The organism is Methanocaldococcus jannaschii DSM 2661 (assembly GCF_000091665.1).
In the GTDB taxonomy this organism is placed as follows: domain Archaea; phylum AGJL01; class Methanococci; order Methanococcales; family Methanocaldococcaceae; genus Methanocaldococcus; species Methanocaldococcus jannaschii.
In genome coordinates this window covers 1,359,931-1,380,831 of the sequence record NC_000909.1, presented here as the reverse complement: position 1 = coordinate 1,380,831, position 20,901 = coordinate 1,359,931, and the positions used below count along the sequence as shown (strand labels likewise).

At 30.8% G+C, this 20,901-nt stretch carries 18 protein-coding genes and 2 pseudogenes; 9 read left to right on the top strand and 11 right to left on the bottom strand.

Going from position 1 to position 20,901, the window contains the following annotated elements; translation table 11 throughout:
• Window positions 1-13: 13 nt before the first annotated feature.
• Both MJ_RS07580 and lonB read right to left on the bottom strand, forming a co-directional pair.
• Window positions 14-445: a hypothetical protein gene (locus MJ_RS07580; RefSeq protein ID WP_162484767.1), complete on the bottom strand. Its 432-nt coding sequence runs from the start codon at window positions 443-445 to the stop codon at window positions 14-16.
• Window positions 405-2,354, bottom strand: coding sequence for an ATP-dependent protease LonB (gene lonB / locus MJ_RS07575; RefSeq protein ID WP_010870934.1), 1,950 nt, complete (start codon window positions 2,352-2,354; stop codon window positions 405-407). The genes MJ_RS07580 and lonB overlap by 41 nt, the downstream gene beginning before the upstream one ends.
• A 135-nt stretch (window positions 2,355-2,489) precedes the next feature.
• Between lonB and MJ_RS07570 the strand changes: the two genes are divergently transcribed.
• Window positions 2,490-3,845, top strand: coding sequence for an AIR synthase-related protein (locus MJ_RS07570; RefSeq protein WP_064496823.1), 1,356 nt, complete (start codon window positions 2,490-2,492; stop codon window positions 3,843-3,845).
• Here MJ_RS07570 and MJ_RS07565 read toward each other — a convergent pair.
• The gene (locus MJ_RS07565) at window positions 3,842-4,945 is read right to left on the bottom strand and encodes a tryptophan--tRNA ligase (RefSeq protein ID WP_064496822.1); all 1,104 of its coding nucleotides are present in this window, start codon (window positions 4,943-4,945) and stop codon (window positions 3,842-3,844) included. The two genes, MJ_RS07570 and MJ_RS07565, sit on opposite strands and share 4 nt — an antisense overlap.
• 84 nt (window positions 4,946-5,029) lie before the next feature.
• Between MJ_RS07565 and MJ_RS07560 the strand changes: the two genes are divergently transcribed.
• Both MJ_RS07560 and MJ_RS07555 read left to right on the top strand, forming a co-directional pair.
• Complete coding sequence (locus tag MJ_RS07560) at window positions 5,030-5,746, top strand: DUF6612 family protein (RefSeq protein WP_244409408.1); 717 nt, start codon at window positions 5,030-5,032, stop codon at window positions 5,744-5,746.
• 59 nt (window positions 5,747-5,805) lie between these two features.
• Entirely contained in the window at window positions 5,806-6,108 is a 303-nt protein-coding gene (locus MJ_RS07555; RefSeq protein WP_064496821.1) for a heavy metal-binding domain-containing protein, read from the top strand.
• 22 nt (window positions 6,109-6,130) lie between these two features.
• Here MJ_RS07555 and mmp3 read toward each other — a convergent pair whose 3' ends face one another.
• Both mmp3 and MJ_RS07545 read right to left on the bottom strand, forming a co-directional pair.
• Window positions 6,131-7,627 (bottom strand): methyl-coenzyme M reductase-associated protein Mmp3, encoded by a 1,497-nt coding sequence (gene mmp3, locus MJ_RS07550; RefSeq protein ID WP_010870929.1) that lies wholly within the window; start codon window positions 7,625-7,627, stop codon window positions 6,131-6,133.
• A gap of 12 nt (window positions 7,628-7,639) precedes the next feature.
• Window positions 7,640-9,031 (bottom strand): lactaldehyde dehydrogenase, encoded by a 1,392-nt coding sequence (locus tag MJ_RS07545; RefSeq protein WP_010870928.1) that lies wholly within the window; start codon window positions 9,029-9,031, stop codon window positions 7,640-7,642.
• 495 nt (window positions 9,032-9,526) lie between these two features.
• Between MJ_RS07545 and MJ_RS07540 the strand changes: the two genes are divergently transcribed.
• Window positions 9,527-10,006 (top strand): PUA domain-containing protein, encoded by a 480-nt coding sequence (locus MJ_RS07540; protein ID WP_010870927.1) that lies wholly within the window; start codon window positions 9,527-9,529, stop codon window positions 10,004-10,006.
• Between the two features lie 97 nt (window positions 10,007-10,103).
• On the top strand, window positions 10,104-10,901 hold the full coding sequence (locus tag MJ_RS07535; RefSeq protein WP_064496820.1) for a hypothetical protein: 798 nt from the start codon (window positions 10,104-10,106) through the stop codon (window positions 10,899-10,901).
• 1 nt (window position 10,902) lies between these two features.
• Here the strand turns inward: MJ_RS07535 and MJ_RS07530 are convergent, their stop codons facing one another.
• From MJ_RS07530 to MJ_RS07505, 5 genes and pseudogenes are all read right to left on the bottom strand, one after another.
• Window positions 10,903-11,955, bottom strand: coding sequence for an NOG1 family protein (locus MJ_RS07530; RefSeq protein WP_010870925.1), 1,053 nt, complete (start codon window positions 11,953-11,955; stop codon window positions 10,903-10,905).
• Window positions 11,956-12,039: 84 nt separating this feature from the next.
• Window positions 12,040-12,429 carry a DUF126 domain-containing protein gene (locus MJ_RS07525; RefSeq protein WP_010870924.1) on the bottom strand — a complete coding sequence of 130 codons (390 nt, stop codon included), beginning with the start codon at window positions 12,427-12,429 and terminating at the stop codon, window positions 12,040-12,042.
• A gap of 226 nt (window positions 12,430-12,655) precedes the next feature.
• Window positions 12,656-13,096 (bottom strand): aspartate carbamoyltransferase regulatory subunit, encoded by a 441-nt coding sequence (gene pyrI, locus MJ_RS07515; RefSeq protein ID WP_064496818.1) that lies wholly within the window; start codon window positions 13,094-13,096, stop codon window positions 12,656-12,658.
• A 137-nt stretch (window positions 13,097-13,233) separates the two neighbouring features.
• Window positions 13,234-13,410, bottom strand: a pseudogene (locus tag MJ_RS07510) (acylphosphatase); the annotation flags it as partial.
• Window positions 13,411-13,469: 59 nt separating this feature from the next.
• The gene (locus tag MJ_RS07505; protein ID WP_064496817.1) at window positions 13,470-14,726 is read right to left on the bottom strand and encodes a CBS domain-containing protein; all 1,257 of its coding nucleotides are present in this window, start codon (window positions 14,724-14,726) and stop codon (window positions 13,470-13,472) included.
• Window positions 14,727-15,093: 367 nt separating this feature from the next.
• On the opposite strand from MJ_RS07505, the gene MJ_RS07500 reads away from it, so the two are divergent.
• The 3 genes and pseudogenes from MJ_RS07500 to MJ_RS09370 all read left to right on the top strand — a co-directional run.
• Entirely contained in the window at window positions 15,094-16,167 is a 1,074-nt protein-coding gene (locus MJ_RS07500) for an archaellin/type IV pilin N-terminal domain-containing protein (RefSeq protein WP_244409407.1), read from the top strand.
• Between the two features lie 312 nt (window positions 16,168-16,479).
• A complete protein-coding gene (locus MJ_RS07495; RefSeq protein WP_010870919.1) occupies window positions 16,480-17,520 on the top strand; it encodes an archaellin/type IV pilin N-terminal domain-containing protein in 1,041 nt (346 codons plus the stop codon).
• A 232-nt stretch (window positions 17,521-17,752) separates the two neighbouring features.
• Window positions 17,753-17,963: pseudogene (locus tag MJ_RS09370) on the top strand (IS6 family transposase); the annotation flags it as partial.
• A 188-nt stretch (window positions 17,964-18,151) separates the two neighbouring features.
• Here MJ_RS09370 and MJ_RS07490 read toward each other — a convergent pair.
• Window positions 18,152-20,578 carry a DUF5814 domain-containing protein gene (locus MJ_RS07490; RefSeq protein ID WP_010870918.1) on the bottom strand — a complete coding sequence of 809 codons (2,427 nt, stop codon included), beginning with the start codon at window positions 20,576-20,578 and terminating at the stop codon, window positions 18,152-18,154.
• A 116-nt stretch (window positions 20,579-20,694) separates the two neighbouring features.
• Between MJ_RS07490 and MJ_RS07485 the strand changes: the two genes are divergently transcribed.
• Window positions 20,695-20,898, top strand: a complete 204-nt coding sequence (locus MJ_RS07485) for a class III signal peptide-containing protein (protein ID WP_010870917.1) — start codon at window positions 20,695-20,697, stop codon at window positions 20,896-20,898.
• Window positions 20,899-20,901: the final 3 nt, after the last annotated feature.

The following is a 20,901-nucleotide window of genomic DNA, read 5'->3' as shown; positions in this document are numbered from 1 at the left end:
TTTAAATATTAAGTTAATAATTAGATAATAGTGATTTTAAATATTGAATAGCTATTTGTATATAATTAAAAAGCTGGGTAGATAAATATTCATTATTTAATATTACCATATAGCTAATTGTAAGACCTATTGCAATTATTACTATGAGTAATAGCATAGATATTTGTTTTAATTTTCTTTCCATTCTATTTTTATGTTCTATGTCTTCTTTAACATATTTCTCCATTTCTTTTAAAATTTCATTATTATTTTCAAGATATTTATCAATTTTTTGATTTAGCTCTTTTAACATATTTACATTTTGCCTCATAAATTCGTTTAATTGAACATTGGAAGAGTTGATATTTTTATCTTTAATCTCATCAAGTTGCTCATATAATTTCTTTATTTCATCTAATATTTTATTAGTTAAATCTTTCTGCCCCCCCCCTATTATCCAAATCAAATACAAGAGGAACTATCTCATCCAAGGTTTTTACAGGAATAATCTCTATTCCCTCTGTTTCAATAACATCTATCATGTTTGCCTCTGGAATAATAACCCTCTTAAACCCGTATCTCTTAGCTGCCTCTATCTTCTCATTAACTCCTCCAATAGCTAAAACATTCCCACTTAAATCTAAGCTTCCAGTTATTGCAAAGTCCTGTTTTAATGGAATGTCTAATAAAGCAGATATTATAGCTAAACAAACTGCAGCTGTAGCACTATCCCCATCAATCTTTGAATATGACTGACTGAATTGGATATATATCTCTTTATTATTTAAGTCAATATCTTTCTTAGGTAGAGGAAGTTTCTTCTCAGCTACTAATTTTTTTGACAATGCTGAAGCTAAAGTTATTGAATGCTTTGCAATATCTCCAGAAATATTTAATAGATGAGTTCCTGGGTTTTTTGATTCTAATATTTGAACAATAATCTTTGTTACATCCCCTATTCCTCCAGCTCCTAATACAGCTAAGCCGTATATAACTCCAACCTTTGGTTCATCATTTGGCACAATATGCTTGTATCTCTTGAAGTTTTTGATGTAGTTTAATGCCACCTGTTTTTCCATACTGTAAATTCCAGTATCAAATACCTTTCTCACGTGTTCTGCAGTTATATATACCTTGTTACTTTTATCTTTTTGAGTTTCTGGATGATATTCTCCCTTATCATCAAAATTGCCCAATAATTCTTCAACATCTTTACCCATAGCTACATCATTTGCCATTTTTATAATATTTGCAAGCAATCTTAACCTTAAAGTTAATTTATCCTTTGAACCTGCCAAGTATTGAGCAATTCTGACAACTTCACAACATCCATCGTAAGTCATTGGGTTTAAGTTGTTGTTCTTTATCTCTTGAACTATAAACTGTAATAACTTATCCCTATTTTCTAGGGTGTTGTCCATTTTATTCTTTAAAACTATCTTATAGTCAATCCTATCCAACAGTGGAGCTCTCAAATTATAAACATCATCCATGTTTCCAGACATTATTAGGATGAAGTCACATGGTATTGGGTTTGTTTCTACAGTGGCTCCACTTGAATTTGGATTTCTCCCACTTATTGGAAGTTGTTTATCTTGTAGAGCAGTTAAAATGTAGTCCTGAACTTCCAAAGGCATTGTTTTTATTTCATCAACGTATAAAATTCCTCTGTGTGCCTCGTGAATAGCTCCTAATATAATCCTCTTATGTGGAGGAGTTCCTAATGGAGGTCTTCCACCTAATGGACAGTGTTTTATATCCCCTAACAACCTTGTTACGTTGTAAGCACTTGCTCTTACAAGAGGTCTTTTTTTACATTCATATAAGAGGACTGGCTTTAAATCCATTGGATTTAGATTATTTGGCATTGAAGCCCTTGAAGCCCCCATTATGCTTGTTAAAATAATTACAAATCCAAAGATTAAAACTATTAGAGCAGTTATGGTTACAGCTGCCAGTAAGTAATTTTGTGGTAAATATTTTAAAAGATATTCTGACAGTAGTATAGCACCAATCATTATTAGAAGTAAAGTTGTTGAGCTTGGAGCTTTAAAATCCAATTTTGGCATGTCTTTTGAGTCTTCTTTATACTCTCCATCTATAACCTCAACTATTGGTCTCTCCATATTCTTTAAATTTGGTTTTGCAATTACATAATAAGGAGTAAATTCACCAAAATCAGATAAAATTTCTCCAACTGCTTTAACTATCATTGATTTTCCTACTCCAGGGTCTCCTAATAAAATAACATTTCTCTTATTTTTTACAGCAGACAAAACAATTTTTACAGCTTCCTCTTGTCCAATAACTTGGTCAATTAACCTTGGTGATGGTTCTGGCAATTCCTCAGTAGTTTTAAATTTTATTGAAAACATATTAACACCTTATAAAAATCTCTGTAAATATATTGACATATATAAATCTTTTAAATTTTTAGTTACTATTAAAAGGAAGATGCCTTATCATAATATCATAATCTTATATTTATAATTTTTAGTTATGGTGATATGATGGATTTAGAAGGATATGTTAGAAGATGCCTAAGAAAAAAAATCCCAGAAAATAAGATTATTGAGGATGGGTTTAAGAGAATTTTAGAGATTAAAGAAGATGTAGATGAGGAGTTTGCAAAAAAGTTTATAAAGGCAATTTTAGAGGAGGTAAAGACAACTGAAAAATTTAGAGAGATTGATGATGAGAATTTAAAAACTCTACTAAAATATCCAAAATCTGGAGTAACAATGGGAAGAATGGGAGTTGGTAGTAGAGGAGAAGGAGATTTCTTTGTTCATAGAGAAATAGCAAGGATTGTTAAAAGCACTAAAGTTAAAGCCTATGTTTCAGCTGAAGAGCAAGATGATGCAGGGATTGTTAGAGCTGATGCTAAATACATAGTTGCGGCAATAGATGGAACTCACTCAAGGCTTAGTGATTTCCCATTTTTAGGAGGTTTTCATGTAACAAGAGCTGCTTTAAGAGATATCTATGTCATGGGAGCTGAGGCGGTTGCTTTAATTAGTGATGTGCATTTAGCTGATGATGGAGATGTAGGGAAGATATTTGACTTCACAGCTGGAATTTGTGCTGTTTCTGAGGCTGTTAATGTTCCTTTAATAGGAGGAAGCACGCTGAGAGTTGGAGGGGATATGGTAATTGGAGATAGGTTGGTTAGTGCTGTTGGTGCAATAGGAGTTATTAAAGAGGGAGAACCAACAGCAAGAAGAAACGCTGAAGTTGGAGATGTTATTTTGATGACAGAGGGTAGTGGAGGAGGGACGATAACAACAACTGCCCTGTATTATGGATGGTTTGACGTGATTTATGAAACTTTAAATGTGGATTTTATAAAGGCATGTCAGAATTTGATTAGAAGCGGTTTAATTAAAAAGATTCACGCAATGACAGATGTCACAAATGGCGGTTTAAGAGGAGATGCTTATGAAATTTCAAAAACAGCTAAGGTCTCTTTAATATTTGATAAAGAGAAGGTTTATAAAACAATCAATCCAAAGGTTTTAGAGATGCTTGAGGTATTGAATATAGACCCATTAGGAGTTTCAACAGATTCTTTAATGATTATCTGCCCTGAAGAGTATGCTGATGATATAAAAAAGGTTACTGGAGCTATAGAAGTTGGATATGTTGAGGAGGGAGAGGAGAGTTATTTAGTTGATGGAAATAAAAAAATCCCATTAAAACCAATGTTTAGAGAATCCGCATATACGCCAGTTAAAAAGGTTGTTGGTGAGAGAAAACCTGGAGATTTTGAGGAGATGAAGGAGAAAGTTAGGAGAGCATGTGATGAAGCTATTAAAAAGAAAGATTTTGTTGTTGAATTGTTAAAAGAGAGAAAAAAGAAATTTTAATACTTTCCTTCCAAGATTTTTACAGCAATTTCCTTTGCTTGCTCTCTCTTCTCCTTCAAATCTTTTAAAAACTCTACAACTCTTTCATAAGCCATTTTTTTGCATTTACCACAAGTTAGTTCTCCACTTCTACATTTTTGATATATTTCAGCTAATTCCTTATCATCTAAGATTAAGTGATATAAAAACAACTCATAAACAACACATTCCTCTGGAACTCCCCCATACTTCTTATGCTCTTCTAAAGTCTCTCTTCCCCCAGTTTTTGCTGAGAATATTTTCTTTTTAACAGTTTTTTCATCATCAGTCAAAAATATTGCTGTCTCTGGCTTTGAAGAACTCATTTTTCCTCCTAACAATCCAGTCATAAATCTGTGATAGGTTGAAGATGGAGGAATAAACTTAAACTCCTTAGCTCTATTTGCAATATCTCTTGTTAATCTTATATGCGGGTCTTGGTCAATTCCTACTGGAACAACAACGGGTTTTGGTTCTGGACTTAAGTTCTCATCAAGTTGAGGATGTAAAATATCAGCAACTTGAACTATTGGGGCAAAGACGTGTCCAATGTTTGTTTCTCCTTTAAATCCATAAATTGCCTTCATCTCACTCCAATTTGTTCTTTTAGATAAAATTAAAGCCAAATCTTTAACCTTTTGATATTTTGATTGTAAATACACATTAATTTTTTCTGGGTCTAAGCCAAGAGCTATGTAGTTGGTTATATACTCATTTAAAGCAAGTTCTTTTGTTGTTTCAAAGCTCATGTTTCTTGCCCAATATGCCTCTAAATCAGCTATTGGGATGTTTATATTGTCAGTGTATTTTTGATAAAACTTTAATAAATCTACCACCATTTTATGCCCAAAATGCATTTTACCAGAAGGCATCATTCCACTAACAACTGCAAACTCTTTGTTATTTTTTATTGCATCAACTATTCTCTCAAAATCCCTATGCCCCAATATAATATTCCTCCTGAAGAAATGATGTTCCTCTTTCAAATCTCCTAAAACATCAACTATTGGCTTAACTCCAAACTGCTCCATCGTCTTTTTGTAATCAATAACTGCTGGAGTTTCCCATGGTGTTAATTCCATTAGTTTCACCCTTCATTTTGATATAAAGATTTAAATACATCAGTTGTAATATATTTATTATGTATTCTCTTTAAGGTGTCACCTATGAGGTGGGCAATATTTTTGGTTTTATTAACTATAACATTCAGCGGTTGTTTAAATAAAGAGATAAGTAAGGAAGAGATAATTAAAAAGATTGATGAAATTAACACATTTTCTTATAACGCAAAAGTGTTTATAAACCTTAGTGTTTCAAATCCAGCAATAAATAAGGTTAATATGAAAATGGATATTGACGGATACAGTGATGGAAAGTTATCAAAAGGGATTATACATGTTTATTATACAGTTAGATACTTTAATGGTAGGAATGAGACAATTCCTTTTTATGTAAATGAGGAAGGAACGTTTATAAAATTAGAGGGAAAATGGCAGAAAATAACAAATAATGATTTAAGCAATCACACGTGGAATATATTAGCTTATATAAAAGACTTAATTGAAAAAAATGACATAAAAATTGAGGAAGAAAACAATCATTATATTATAAGGTTAAAGGATGAAAATGCTGAAAAACAATTAAATCCTTTCTTCTACAGAGGGATAAAAATCCCAGGAATAAATCTAAAAATCTCTGAAGAGGAAGTAGTTATTATATTAGATAAGTATGGAACTCCAATAAAAGTTATTAAAAAAGGAAAATTGTATGGAACTTCAAGTAAAGGAAACTTAGATGGAGTTATAGTTATAGAAACGGAGATTAAAGATATCAACAAAGATTTTGACTTCTCAATACCAGAAGATTTAAGTATATATAACTAACATAGGTTATTAACATCATTATTTAGTTTTATTAACTTATTTGTTTTTGGGTGGGTGGGATGATAACTACCACAACTCCTTATATTGAAGGAAAAAAGATAATCAAATATTTGGGCTTTGTGCATGGGGTTGCATCAGTTTATGTTACTGTTAAGTATTATGAAGATGTTAAAGATGCGTATGAAAGGGCATTAAGGGAGTCGGAGGATACTGCCCTAATTAGAATGGTAGATAATGCAAAGAAATTAGGAGCTAATGCAATTATTGGGATTAACTCAAATTATGCAATGGTTGGAGAAAAAGGAGACATGATAATGGTTGGCATCTATGGAACTGCGGTTGTTGTTGAAGAAGATGGATAATAAAATTAAAAAAATTAAAGAATTACTTTTTTAGCAATACATAAACATCATCTCCAGTTTTTACATTTTTTAAATACTCTGCATTTTCAACTATTCCTCCAACAATATTTGTTTTTTCAAAGCTTTCTCCAGTAGGACCGAATTTATCACTCTCTCCCAATCTAACCCCAATCATTCCCTTATACCTACTAACCATGTTTGTTACTCCAATAGAGCAGGGTTCAACTTTATCCGTTGGGATGTTTTCAGGCAACAAGCCTTTAGCATACTCAGGATTCCCTTTAAACATTACAATATCCTTATGTTTGAAATATACATGAAGCTTTCCAACTCTCTTTGTTGTTAATCCAGTAGTTTTTCTGAAATACCATGCTGTAATTGGAGCTTTATCTTCAAACAACTCTATAACGATTATTTTGTTCTTATCCAATCCTCTAATTTTAACTTTCTTTTCCTTTAATACATCTAAGGTATATTCTGGCTCCTGTTCAACAACAATTGCATTTTCTAAATCTCCCTCTTTCTCAACTTCTATATTGTATTTTTTAAACATCTCTTCAGCTTCCTCTATAGTTAGACCAATAGCACACAACCTCTCAGGAACTGNTTTTACAGACAAAACTCCAGAATCAGAAAAGTCAATAAGCTCTATTCCTTCCTTAACCCTTCCAACAACTGTGTGAGATAAAGATGAACTCCTACTTTCTCTGTAGATATAAACTTTACCTTCTCCAACTCCATAGTTTCTGACAGTTATAAATCCTCTCTCCCTATCAATTAAATTTCCTTCCTCAATTTTTAATGTCTGCAGTCTGCAATCAGCAACGTAAGTATTTGTGTTTTCAGTTATCTCAAATATTCCATCCTCCATTAAAGCTAAACAATGCTCTACTGCTGAAGGAGTTCCATCAAACTCAGCTGTGAAATAAGTAAAGATTCTCCAGCCATCTTCTAATTTTAAATCTAAATCAGTTGTTACTAAGTAATCAACTGCCTCTTTCTCCTCTCTAATTGGCTCTATGTCAATAATTTTATCTCCAACCTCCAATCTATCAATAACCCACTTACCTCCAACAACAATACCAATCTTTGGGTCTTTTAATCCATAAACTCCCTCAGTTTTTTTCTTTATGAATACAATATGCCCCTCATCTTTATCTAAACCAGATATACTCAAAACAACATCCCATTTTTTAAACTCTTTTGGTTCTGTTGAGATTTCTAAGTCAATTGTCGTTGAACCAAATGCTACATCCATTCCACTAACCCATCTGAGCTTCTTTACAAAGTCTTTATAATTATTTATAAAGAATTTTGCTGTCTCATTATTTTCAGTTATTGCTATTGTTATATTCCCCTTAGTTGTTTTAATTAAAAACTTCTTTGGTATTTTTTCAGCTTCTCTTTTAACTCCTTTTATTATTACGATATTCGCTCCCTCATTATAGTATTCATCCTTTATAACCTCTCTTAAAGTTTCTCCAACCTTTTCCTTTCCATTTACAATTACCTTAGCCATAGTTTCACCAGATTATTTTGAGATTATTATTGTCTTTATATTGCTCATCTCTTCCATTGCATATTTAACTCCTTCCCTACCTAAGCCACTCTTCTTAACTCCTCCAAATGGCATATTATCCTGCCTAAACAATGATGAATCATTTATAACTACTCCCCCAAACTCCAAGTTTTCAGCAAATTTTAAGGATTTATTTATATCGTTTGTGAATATAGCTGAATGCAACCCATATTCAGTGCTGTTGGCTATATCAATCATCTCTTCCTCATTAGTTCTAATTATAGGAATTACTGGGGCAAATGTTTCAGTTTTGCATAAAATATTGTCTCTATCAACTTCCAATATTGTTGGATAGAATAGAGCTTTATCTCTCTTTCCTCCTAATAATAACTTACCTCCTTCATCTATAGCTTTTTCTACAACTTTTTCAACCCATTCTGCATGTTCAACACTTATTAAAGGTCCTACATCAGTTTTCTCATCTAATGGGTTTCCTACGTTAAGTACTTTTGCCTTATTTACAAACATCTCTATGAACTTATCTGCTATACTCTCATCAACTAAAATCATCCCTACAGAGATGCAAACCTGTCCAGCATATATAAAACTGCCTTTTATTAATGCATTAACTGCTTTATTTAAATCAGCATCTTTTAAAACGATATTTGGATTAACCCCTCCCAATTCCAAGGCAATTTTTTTAAAGCCAGCTTTTTTAGTAATTAATTCTCCAACCTTTGAACTGCCTGTGAAGGATATCATATTAACCTTCTCATTAACAACTATCTCATCTCCTACAACCTCTCCAGCTCCAGTTAGCAAATTATAAACTCCCAGTGGAACATTATATTTCTTCAAAGCATTTTCTATGATTTTAGCCAACTCTATACAAACAAGAGGAGCTTTTGATGATGGATGATGAACTATAACATTCCCAGTGGCTATAGCTGGGGCTATTTTATGAGCTGATAAATTTAGAGGGAAATTGAAGGGTGTTATAGCCCCAACTATTCCAACTGGTTCTCTCCTTGTAAAAATTAATCTATCATCTGAAGGGATTACCTCATCTCTATGCTCTTTAACATAGAAAGCAGCTAATTTAAATGTTCCAATACTTCTTTCAACCTCTACTCTTGCCTGTTTTATTGGTTTTCCTGCATCTATAGCCAATATTTTGGCAAGTTCTTCCTTCTTTTCTTTAATTTGTTTGGCAATATTCATTAAGATGTTGTATCTTTTAGTTATGGGGAGATTTTTCATAACTTCTTTATACTTTTCAGCCGTATCTATAGCTTCTTTAGCTTCTTCCCTACTTAACGCAGGGATTTTTTTAATAACTTCTAATGAATATGGGTTAATAACATCCATATCTTCCCTATTTATCCACTTCCCATCTATGAACATGATTCCACCAAATAAAAAGAATGTTGTAACTAATTTATAATTTGTGCCTCTTTCATTTTAAATGTTTTTAACAAACATTTAATGTTTATATATTATGTGTGCTTATAATTATTAAGATTTTTAGGATTTTTAATTTTGTTGTTTGGTTGATGGATTGTCTTGTTGAATATGTTTGAAATTTGAAAATAAGAGCATTTAGAATTTATTAATTAGTTCAAAGGATTTTTATTTAATTTCTAAGGGTTTGTTAATTTGATTATTTAGATTAAAATCAGACCGATTCGGAATGGAAACTTTTATAAATCCAATATTGTCTGTTATTAGAATTAAACCTCTCAAAGGGTTCAAAACAAGTGGAAATCTCTTTTTATTAAAATGTTGATATTGTAAATCTAAATATTTATATTAGTTTATTTTTTAATAGAGCTTTCACAATTTATATATTAAATAATACATATAGATGCTAAGGAAATTAACTTCTCCTTTAGTGAAACTATGAAAGTAAGAAAATTAAAAAATGCTGAAATTAATTTAATTGAGGAAGAGTTAAGTAAATATACTGATAAGGATTTTGTCAAAAGCTTTAAATATGAAAATCTAATAGTTTTGGAAGGAAAATGGCTAACAGTTTGTTATACAAATATAGAAACAATAAAAAAATTAAATATGTTTCAAGACATATTTTCAGTAGGTAATGTATTTGGTGAGATTAAGAGAAAATTTCGCTTATCCTTAGAGGGCTTTACATTAATATCTCCCAATATAATAAATAATTATGCAATTGTAAATGAAAAAGCTGAAGCATTATTTTTATATGGAAGGGATATCTTTAAAGAATCAATAATAGAAGTTAAAGGTTTTGGAAGAATTGCTGTTTTTAATAAAAATAGAGAGTTTTTAGGTATTGGACTCTTTGACGGAAAGATAATTAAGAATATAAAAGATAAGGGATGGTATTTGAGAGAGGGTGGATAATAATTATCAAGAGTAACTACATAATACTAAAATTTATATTTATCCAAAATTAAATTTTACTATTAATTATAATCTGAATTTTTAATAGGTGGAAACAATGAAAGCAAAAGAATTAGCTCAAAAAATTTTATTAGATATTTACAGAAACTTAGATGAATTTTCAAAGGATATAATTAGAGGAGATTTAGCAGATATTGAATTTAAAGGATTCTATCTAAAAGGAAAAAACGGAGAGAAGGCATATATTAGAAACTTAGATGACTTTGAAAATTTAAAAGATTTTGATGTAGAGATGAGAAAATACAAATTAAAAAGTATAAATTTAAAGAACTTAGATGAGGGTTTAATGATAATTAACTTATCTTCAAGGGTAAGTAAGGAATATAAGTTTGAAGCAAATGAATACTCAATAATCTACCCATCAAATAATACAACCATAGAGTTTAAAGAGAGAGTATTAAAATGGATGGAGTTAGAAGATGATGAATTAGATGAAAAAATTATAGAGTTTGACACAAAGATGAACGAGATTCTTGAAGAGCTGTTGGAAGATGTTGAAGTTGAAGAAGAAATTTCTGTCTATATTGATGTATTTATGGATGTGAATAAAATAGAAAATTTTGTAGAAAAAGATGACGAAAGAATAATAATCTGGATTCATCCTGTCTTTTTATTCTCAAACGATGATGTCTTAAGAGGACTTTTAGCTTATGAACTTTCAAGATTCAAAAGCAGATTCTTAGAAGTAGGTTATAAAGATATAATAAAATACTGCAGAGAATTAAAAAAACTAACCAACAAAAAACCAAAAGTTCTTGAAAAAATTAAAGATATTGCCAATAAATATGGAGATATAGACTCTTTAAACTTAATAAATGAAATTGAGAATGAATAATTTAACATTCCAATTCTTTATTTTCCGCATCTTTATCCTTTAAAAATTCTTTTATAGCAATTTTTTTAAGCCTTTCTTTTAACTCATCCAATCCAATATCTTTATCAGCAGAGATTTTTAATATTTCTTCTATTCCAACCTCTTTTAATTTTTCTTCAATCTCTTTAACTCTCTCCTCATCTACCAAATCAATTTTATTTATAGCCACAACAATAGGAGCTTTAAACAAATCTTTTATCTCTTTTAATAGATTTATTTGCTCTTCTATTGTATAACCACAAAATTCACTGGCATCTATTATAAATAAAATCAAATTAGCTAAATAATTTAGAGCTAAAATTGCCTGTAACTCAATATCATTCCTCTCATACAGAGGCCTATCCAACAGTCCAGGAGTATCGACCATCTGAATCTCTCCTATATAACCAACATTTATTCCCTTAGTTGTGAAGGGATAGCTGTTTATTTCAACATCAGCTCCAGTGAGTTTTTTCAATAGTGTTGATTTACCAACGTTTGGATAACCAGCTATAACTACTGTTGGCAAATCCTTAAATGTTGGTAAATCTTTTAATTTCTCTCTTGCCACTGCAACAAATGCCATCTCTGGATGAATCTGCTCCAATATAGATTTAACTCTACCAACAAATTCCTTTCTTAACTTTCCTGCCTGTTGTGGAGTTCTTGCCTTTCTAATTTTTCTTGCATATTCATTTCCTAATTTTCTGACCAATTCAGAAGCCCATTTAAATGCTCCCATCGACTTTTTAAAATCATCTATCCCTACCAAGACCTCAACCATCTCCTGATAAAACTTAGGAAGTTTTCTTACTGGAGGCGTTTTATCTATAACCTTTTGTAAGTTATCTGCAACAACTGAAGCAATAGTTCTTACCTTATGCTCCTCCACAAACCTCGCTTTTAGTAACCAAGGTAATTCTTTCTGTCTCATCTCATTTGCTACTTTTTCTCCTCTTCTTAAGGCTTTAGCCATCAATTCATCAGGCATCAATATTGTTGGCATTTTTTTGAATGGATTAGCTTCTCTACTCATAATTATCACCAAAAAAGTTTTTAATAGATTTATCGATAAAATAAAATTAAAATAAATCTTCTAATAAAAGAATGATTTTTATTTTCATTTATTTAAAATTTTCACCACTCCTGTATTTCCATCAACAACAATCCTATCTCCAGTTTTTATCTCCTCAATATCTATTTTATCAACTAAAGGAATTCCTCCTAAAATAGCCCCAGTGGCAACTATTGGCTCACATTCTTTATTAACTATACCCTTTAAAATCCCTCTCTTTGCTAAACCATAAATAACATAGGAGCCAACAGTACTCCCCCTACCATAAGGAAATACAAAGATTTTTCCTTTCAATGATTGTCCATATAAATCGCTATCTTTATCTATAATGTTGCCCTCTTCATCAACTCCTCCTAAAAAAGAGAATGGTTTTTTAGAAACGATTGCTATGCCTTCAATAATACCTTTTGATATACTTCTTCCTTTTAGTTCCATAATAATCCCTCAATCATAAGAAAATTTACACCTCCGAGCGTTAGCAAGGGGAGTGTTAAGAGGTATCCTCACTATAGAAGGGCTTTGCCCCTCTATTGGGATACTCCCCAGATAGAAAGTGGGGTTGCCTCTGGCAACCCCGCTCTGGAGTATAGCAATAGAGGCTTTGCCTCTATGCTTTGAAATACTTCTTCCTTTTAATTCCATAATACCACTTTTAAATTATTCATTCAAAAATTACTTCATTTAAAAACTTCTCACAATAATAGCATCTAATTTTTAATGGGTTTTTACTTTCTATTTTAAATTTTCCTCTAACTTTTTCTTTATTTGTTATGCAATTTGGATTTGTGCATTTTAATGTCCCTTCTATCTCATCTGGAATTTGTGGTTTAAGTTTTTCAACAACTTTTCCGTTTCTAATGATGTTGATAGTTACATCTGGAGAAATTAAAGATATTTTATCAACATCCTCCTTTTTTAATTCAATTCCTTCAATTTTTAAAATATCTTTCTTTCCTTTCTTTTTTGATGGGACATTAATGGCTATCATCACAGATGTCTCTTTTGGGACATTTAAAACCTTAAAAACCATTAATGCCTTTCCAGCATCTATATGGTCAATTACAGTCCCATTTGTAATTTTTTTAACTTTTAACTCCTCCATAGGAATCACTTAAAATTTAAAGCTTTTGTTCAATTTTCTCTAATATTTTTAGCATTTTTATTTGTGTTTCTTTTATCTCATTCAATACCTCTAATTTTTTATTTACATTTTCTAACTCTCCAAAAATTAGTTTTATCCTTGAATAATTTCTTTTTTCTTTCACTTGGAAAATTTGCCAAAATTCGAACAGTCCCATCTTCATAGTTATACACAATTCCATCAATTCCTAAGGCATGTCCCAAGTTTTCAATCCTTTCTCTAAATCCAACATGCTGGATTCTACCGTAAATAATAATTTCATAAGTTGTAGGCATAAACTTCACCAAAAATAATAATAAAATAATAAAAAATATATTATTAAAATTAAAAGGAATTATTCCTCTTTCTTAAACTCTTCTGGATTAAATTCTTCAGGGAACTGTCCTTTAACTACTTTACCAGCATGTTTTGGATGATATTTATCATAATCAGCTTCTAACTGCCTCAATACTGATTCTAATGACTCTTTTAAAACATCAATAAACTCCCATCTTTCATGTTCTGAAACATAAGCTATATCTTCACCTTCAGCCTCTAATTTGTTTGGTAATGATGCTTTTGGCCTACCCTCCCCAACATATAATTTATTTGGTGTCTTAACATAAGTTGTTATTCTATAATAAGGAACTCCTCCTTTATCTCTCTCTTTTTTGATTGTTATTTTTATCCAATGAATCTTTCCTGCATGTTTAACCATCTTTTTAACTTCTGTTGCAATAATTCTTTCAGCAAGGTCTTTAAATTCTGGGTCTAACATACCGTGTAATTCAATTTCAATCATTGCCCCTTTCTTTAAATCAGCAATATATTTAATAATATCCAATCTTGTGACAATTCCCCTCAATGATTTTCCTTTAACAACTGGGACTCCTCTAATATCATATTCTTGCATAACTCTTGCAGCATCTGCAGCACTTGCATCAACATCGACTGTTATTAATGGAGTGTTCATAATTAATCTAACTGGCTGTCCCATTCTTGGAACTTTTTCTCCTTTAAATTCTCCAGCAGTCATCTTTTTCTTAGGTTTAAAGACCTTTTTTAATATATCGACTTCAGTAACCATTCCAACTGGGTTTCCTTCATCATCTACAACAACCAATCTACCGATGTTATTGTCTCTCATCAAAGCTCTCGCTTTACCAATTGAGTCATTTTCGTTTATTGTAATAACATTCCTTGTCATTATCTTTGTAACCTTTGTATCTTTCATTATTTTTGATTTTGCAGCTCTTGCCATTATATCATAGTCAGTTATAATTCCTACCATTTTTCCTACATTATTAACTATTGGAGCTGCTCTCTGCCCACTATCCAACATCTCACATACAGCATCCAAAAATGGAGTATCTTCATGTACGCAGTGTGCTTTATACATTAACGACCTAACTTCTTCATCTGTTGATGATGCCAACAACAAATCTCTCATGCTTATTAAGTAATATTCTTCCTTACCGTCTTTTTTATCAACAACTATTAAATGATGAAATCCGTTCTCTTCCATAATTCCTAATGCCTTTGAGACAGGTGTATCAGGTGTTACTGTAACTACATCTTTTGTCATTATCTCTTTTACTGGTTCGTTTAACATTAATCTCACCTTTTAACAGAAATTTTGATGATTGATATTATATCACATTTAATATTTAAAGTTTAACAGCAGTTACGTATTAAGAAATGTGAATGTTTAATTTGGCTCTATTTTCCTAACAATATTAAAGAAAACTTTAAAATATTTTAAAATATCTTTTATCATTATTTGTTTAAAAATTAATATTTGAGTAATAATATTTTTTAAAAAATCGTAAGATTTATATATTATTTTGGCATGATATACTGCATAAGTAATATAATATACATAATAACCTACACAAATTAATAAAAAATATATAAAATTATTACTCCCGATGACGGTCTCCCATGGTGGGATACTTGAGGGAAGTAGTAGAGGTGGGAAGATGATGGACTGGTTAAAGAATAAAAAAGCAATCTCTCCAATCTTAGCCTTATTAATCGTGTTAGGAGTTACAATAGTCGTAGGAGCAGTATTCTACGCATGGGGAAGTAATTTATTCGGAAACAGCCAAGAAAAGACACAGGCAGCAGTTGAAGGGACTGCAACAAATATGTTTTATGATGCTGGGGCAATTAGGGTTGCAGCAACATGTATTGACAAAATAAGATACCAAGATGCTGATGATAGTGATTCATGGTTAGGCTATCCAAATGGTAACGGAAAAATTGCAAAGCCATCTACTTCAAATGGATGTTATAATTCAACATACGGCACAGTATTCTATGACGAAAGATTTATTGTGGAAATTCCAGTAACTATTGACACACAAGATTATAAATTAACTGGAGTTAAAGTTGTAGGAGGAATCCCAAAAATAGTTGATATGGGTGGAACTTACACAAATGCCTTTGAAGATATATCTGCAAAGTTCTATGCATTCTGGTTACACCTAAATGACAACTATCAATTGTTGAAGAAAGATGGAACATTGTTCGTTGGATACGTAAATAAATCAGGAATGTTTGAAGTTAGTAATGGGTATGTAATTGCATGGAATCAGACAAGAGACACCTATGGAAAATTGGCTTCTTCAGTTGGTGCAACATCAGACTCCAGCTGGGATGCAGTTAATACAACAACTGGAGTAGCTCCACTTGTAGAGACTTCATGGCCATATTATGGAACATACTGTAGTAATGTTAAGTTATACACAGCTACTGGAGAAGAATTAAAACCAGGATTTGGAAGTGGAACATTGGTTGCACAATGGTTCTGCAGTTCTGCAACATACTTAGATAAACTATTCAACAACCCAGAATATGTTGTAGGAACATTACCAAAGAACTCAGAAAAAACTGTAAAAACCTACTTATTCTTCAATACATTATACTTGCCAAACTACAAAGGATCTACAAATGATGGATATGTGACATTTGAAGTTCCGTTAAAAGTTGTATCTAACGAAGGAGTAACTAAAGAAGTTAAAGTTAAATTTACGGTCTATGATGATGAGTAGATTTTCTAATTTTTTCTTTTTTATTTATATACATCCATAAATTCAAATTTAATATAAAAATCTCTTTTCAAATTCTGAAAAAAATAAAATTTATGAAAAATAAATATTTTTTCATATAAAAATCATACTGTTAGTTAAATTTTCATATTTAAAATTTTCTTTATGAATTATATAGAAAATTTTATATAGACGAAATTCGTATATACATAACCACCTACATTAAAGAAAGTTTAATAATATATAAAGTAATATTTAATTCCAATGACGGTCTCCTGTAATAGGATACCCGAGGAAAGAACGAGGTGATGTAATATGTTTGAATGGATGAAGAACAAAAAAGCAATCTCTCCAATCTTAGCCTTATTAATCGTGTTAGGAGTTACAATAGTCGTAGGAGCAGTATTCTACGCATGGGGAAGTGGATTATTTAATAACAGCCAGCAAAGTACTCAGTCAGCATTAGAAGGAACAACATCCACAATAACCTACGCTGCAGGAGCCATAGGTGTTGGAGTTCCAAAAGAAATTGATGTTGAAGGAGATTTGGATTTAACATATCCTACTCCAGATTACAAACTCTCTCACTTGACTACAACAGATTATGGCTCATATGATGAAAGATTAATCGTTCCAGTTCCATTAACTTTAGAAAACTACTATGATTCGACATTAACAAATGTAAAAATAGAAAGTGACGGAGCCACAGAAGTTGCTGGTTTAACACTCAAAAAGATTACATTAAACTACAACGGACAAAACTATGATGCATATTTATTATGCACAAATGATGGGACTCCATTTAAAGGTATATTAAATAGAACTGGAATATACCCAGATGCTACATGGACTGGAGATGATGGAAACAACTATACAAGTGTATACTACATATTAGCTCCAAACTCAGTTACTGGAGTTGCAGCAGTAGATGGTAGTAAAGATTTATCAGTTACAACTGCTAAGAAATGGCCATATTCACAAAATGATGTCCAAAGTATGAGGTTGTATGCAGGAGGATTCAACAATATGTGGTATGCATGTGCGGTTAATGGTTCATATTCAAGCTGGACAAATACATTAACAGCTACAAAATTCATTGGATGGAACACTGCTCAAGCATTTTACAAATACAAAACACCAATCGATGCTAAGTTCTATACTTCAGAATGGGATGTTGGAACATTACATAAAGGAGAAAAAGTTTCAAAAGAAATATTCTTCTTCTTTGGTTCAAGTATGGGTTTCCAAGAAGAGCCAAGTGGAGAAACAACTGTTAAAATCCCTGTAAAAGTTGTTTCCGACCAAGGAGTATATAAACAAGTTGATGTCAATATTGTATTAAAAGATAGGTTATAAATTCTCACCTTTTTTCTTTCTTTTTTTTATCTAAATAGTTTTAAAGATTTAAATATAAAATAACCTTTAACTGCTAATATGTAATAAAATATATGCAATAAAATATTTCTTTTTGGATTAAAAAATAATTAGAATTTCAAAACAACCTTAAAATTATATTACTTTTTCTAAAGGTGATAGAAGAGATTGTCAAGTTAAGTTTTTATTAAATATTGATAAAAAATAATAAAATATGAGGCTCATGATAGAAGTTATAAAGGAGAGAATCGTAGAGAGGAAGCTTTTTAAAAGGAATAGGAATCGATAGAGGTTAAAATCTTAGCAGGGCTTTTATACTACCTCGGATTATCATTGAGGAAAGTGGTTTATCCCCCTCCAAATTCGAAGATATAAGTCACGAATCGATTAGAATTTATTATCATAAGATTAAAGAGGTTTTAAATAGATTTCCAAGTAATGGTAAATTCGATACGGTTGTTAGTTGAGTAAAAAGCTTCATAATGTTCTATAATTGGGTGAAATCGCTGATTTAACAACCTCTAAATCAAAAATAAAAGCTAAATAAACATTTTTATTAAAAAATAAAAAATTTTTATATGTGTTATTATAAAATCATGTATCCAAATATTATCTATTTTGGATTTTCAATTTTCTCTTTTAGTTCTTTAACTTTCTCGGCATATCTCTTGTTAAATATCCTCGCTATTCTCTCTGTAGCGTCTAAAAGATTTAATAACTGCTCTAAGTAATAGTAAATATCTCCAGAGTACGTTTGTATTTTAAACTCTTCATATAATGTCTTTGATATCTGTCCAGGAGTTTTTCCAGAAATCCTTAGATTAATAATCATCTCTAAAATTTTTTCTTCAACTTCAACTCCCTCAAATTCCATAATAATTAAAGTTAAATCCTCCTTTAACTTCTTATCCTTAATTTTTTCCATCCCCTCCCTAATAACTTCCAAAGCATCAAAAAACCTTGAAGGAACATTTATATTCAAAATTTTTGAAAGCTTTATTTTTAAATTGTTTGATAAATAGACGTTTTCAAAGGGCATAATTTCAGTAATTAGTTTTATAATCTCTTTATTCTCAATAATCCCCTCTTTAATTTTTTCAGCAACCTTTGGATATAAAAATGAAATAGCAACTGCACTTCCATAATTTGTTAATTTCACATCATTATTAGCTTTTATCATTCCATAACTCTCTAAATTACTCAAAATTTTGTTCAAAGAAAATGCCCTTCCAATATAAGGAACTCTATCTATATCGTATCTGTTAGTTATTCCAGCTGAGATTGTAGCTAATATCTGCTCTTCCTCCTCATCCTCATTATATTCAACTTTAACATCTTCAGGAACTGCGTTTAATAATTTAAATGCCACTTCATCCTCAGTATTTTCCATCTTTGCATGATATTTCTTCCCTATTTCCACCAAAAGATAGACCTTCCCAATTTCATGCATCCCCTTTCTTCCAGCCCTCCCACACATTTGCTGGAATTCAGCAGGATTTAACCAATCAGCCCCCATAGCTAAACTCTCTAAGATAACAGTTGATGCTGGAAAATCAACCCCTGCAGATAAAGCGGCAGTTGTAACAACGCACTGAATTTTTTGATTTGCGAAATCATCTTCAACTTTCCTTCTTTTTATATATTCCATACCTCCATGATAGAACTCTGCTTTAATTCCTTTAGATTTTAAAGCTTTAGCTAAATACTCTGCTCTCTTTCTTGAGTAAGTAAATATTAAGCACTGCCCTCTATATCCAAATTTTGAAATGTTCTGCCATTCTCTTTTAACAATTTCTTTGATAATATTTAGTTTGGCAAAGTCATTTTTGCAGAAAATTATATGTCTCTCTAAAGGAACTGGCCTTCCATTATATAAAACTAATTTGGCATTTAGTTGTTTAGCCAATTCCTTTGGATTTCCAATTGTTGCTGATAAATATATTTTTTGTGCCTCTTTAAATAAAAACCTCAGCCTACCAATTAAACCATCCAATCTTGCTCCTCTCTCCTCTAAATTCAAAGAGTGGATTTCATCAATAACCACTGTTCCAATATCTTTTAATCTTTTAGTTCTAATTAAATAATCAATTCCTTCGTAAGTCCCAACGATAATATCAGCATCTAACGATGTCTCAACATCAACTTTCTTTCCAATCCTACCTAATCCAACTCTTAAACTAACTTTAAAACCTAATTTTTCATATCTTTCTTTAAATTCTAAGTATTTTTGATTTGCTAAGGCAACTAAAGGAACTAAAAATAGAAACTTTTTTCCAGTTTTAATTAAATTTTTAATTCCTGCTAACTCACCAATTAAAGTTTTTCCAGATGAAGTTGCTGAAATAATTAATAAATCATCTCCGTTTAACAAACCAGCTTTAACGGATAGTGTTTGAACAGGCAAAAGCTCTTCAATCCCCCTACTCTTTATTATCTCTTTAAGTTCTTCTGGAATATCTAACTCATCTATCTTATAATTTTCAATCTTATCTTCTTCACTACCTGTTATAATATCATATCTTGTTAATTCCGGCTTATCCAATGGATTTCTTATTCTCAACAAAGATAGAACTTTATCAACATCTTTAAATCTCTTTAAAAATTTCTCTATAAATTCTTCGCTAATTTTTACTTCCTCTTTGATTTCATTAATCCCGCAGTTTATACATATTTCTAAATTTCCATATCTACATCTATTATTTCTTGTCAATCTTTTGTAGATATTTTTTAATAAACAGAATGGGCAGAGTTCTATATAATCAAACTTTAAATTGTATGATTTTAAAACTTCTTCTATTTCTTCCTCATTTTCTTTTAATATAAATATTTTGTCAGATTTTAACAACTCCAAAACCTTAGACGGCTGAATTAACTTATCTCCTACTCTACATCTGTATAATTTGTATTTATCTCCAACTTTTTTGTAATTTGCAAATATCTTCTGATTATTTTTAACTTCTATCCCATCTTCTATTTTTCCACCTACTTTAACAATTTCTATCTCATCTTTTTTCTTTTTTGGCTTCCTAACAATAAGCATTATAAATCACCGTTCAAATAAACATTCAAATAAAGCTATGAATAAAATAAGTTATAAATAATTATAACTTTATAATAACTTATTAGTAAATTTAGTAAAACTTTTTTGGGGATATTATGAAATTTATAATGAAATTTATAAAATCCAATAAAGGACAAATTTCTTTAGAATTTTCTTTGTTAGTTATGGTTGTTGTTCTCTCAGCAATAATTGTTTCATACTATTTGATAAAGACAGCTATCGAAACAAGAAATGCAAATATGGATGTTATAAATCAAAGTTCCAATGTTGCTGAAAAATCCTTAAGCAATGTAACGTAGTGT